The following is a 1,454-nucleotide window of genomic DNA, read 5'->3' on the forward strand; positions in this document are numbered from 1 at the left end:
GCGAGGATCAAGCCTTCCGTGTTCGGTCCGATGGCCTGGCCCCAGCGTTGGAGACGCTCGGGCGACCACTCGGCGTAACGGCGGTGGGCGCTCGGCATATGGTCGGGCTCGGTGCCATGCCGGCGCCCGCCGTAGCGACGCTGGTGAGCCGCCACGCGCTGGCCGCGGTGGAAGGCCTCGATTGTACGCTCGGTGATGCGCAGGTCGACTTCGGCCCGGATCAGCGCGTGAGGAAGAGAGTAATAGAAGCCCTCGACCTCGACATGATAGTCGACCCCCACCCGCGCCAGCCGCCACTCGGCATAGTGCCATTCTGCTTCGGGCAAGGGCTTGAGAGCGGGCCGGTCGAGGCTGTCGAAGAGATCCTGCCGGCTCATGCCGATGCGCCGCATGACCTTGCGGTTCATCCGCTCCATCACCTCGCGGATCGCCGCGTTGCATTCGGCGAGCGAGAAGAAGGTTTGGTGGCGCAACCGGCCGAGAATGTAGGTCTGGGCAAAACGCACCCCGGCCTCCACGGCGGCCTTGTCGCGGGGCTTTTTCGGGCGTGCCGGAAGGATGCCGACCTCGTAATGCGCCGCCATCGCGCCGTAGCTGCGGTTGATCTCGGGATCGTAGAAGGACGCCTTCTGAACGCCGCTCTTCAGGTTGTCGGGCACCAGAAGGCGCGGTACGCCGCCGAGAAAGCCGAACATCCGGACGTGAGCGCCGATCCAATCAGGCAAGCTCTGCGTGAAGGTTGCTTCGGCATAGGTATAGTTGGACGCACCAAGCACGCCGACGAAAATCTCCGCCAGCCGCACGGCGCCGGTCACGGGATCGGTGATGCCGATCTTCTTGCCCGAATAGTCGACGAAGAGTTTGTCGCCCGCCACGTGGTGCTGGCGCATGACCGGTGACAGACGCCGTTCAAACTCACGGAACAGGTCGCAGAACCGGCTATAACCGTAGCCATCGGGGTTCGCGGCACAGTATTCCTCCCAGAGCACACTGAGATTGACCCCAGGCCGCTTGAGGTCGCGCACCAGCGCAGCCCAATCCGGTTCGGGCCGGCGGCGAACCCCTGGAATATAGCCGGCCTTCGAGAAAAGACGCTGTTCAAGGACGTCGTCCGTCTGGTCGGCTGCCAGGGGCCAGACGACACCCGCCTTCCTCGCACGATCGAGATTGTCCTGCACCGTGCTGCGCGCCACGCCGAGCTGTCGCCCAAGCTCTCGCGCACTCACGCCCTCATGATGAAGTCGCAGCATCTGCCGCAATTGTCGCATCGTCAGCTCTCTCTTCGCCGGCATCAGCCTCTCCCGCTAAATCCAGGGGATGATGCTCAGGGGACTGACCTGCGTGAGAACCGCCGACCTGTGGCCGGCTTCAAATCGGAATGGTGGCCGACATCAAATCGGAACGCTGGCCGGCTTCAGATCGGAATACCCGGCCGGCTTGCATCGGAATTCGCA

General features: G+C 64.1%; 1 protein-coding gene. It reads right to left on the reverse strand.

Annotated features, from left to right (window positions below; all coding sequences use genetic code 11):
* A partial coding sequence (gene istA / locus M8523_RS36290) for an IS21 family transposase (protein WP_282589642.1) occupies window positions 1–1,292 on the reverse strand: 1,292 nt, incomplete at its 3' end.
* Window positions 1,293–1,454 lie beyond the last annotated feature (162 nt).

Origin of the sequence: Lichenifustis flavocetrariae (assembly GCF_026130545.1) — a bacterium.
GTDB classification, from domain to species: domain Bacteria; phylum Pseudomonadota; class Alphaproteobacteria; order Rhizobiales; family Beijerinckiaceae; genus Lichenihabitans; species Lichenihabitans flavocetrariae.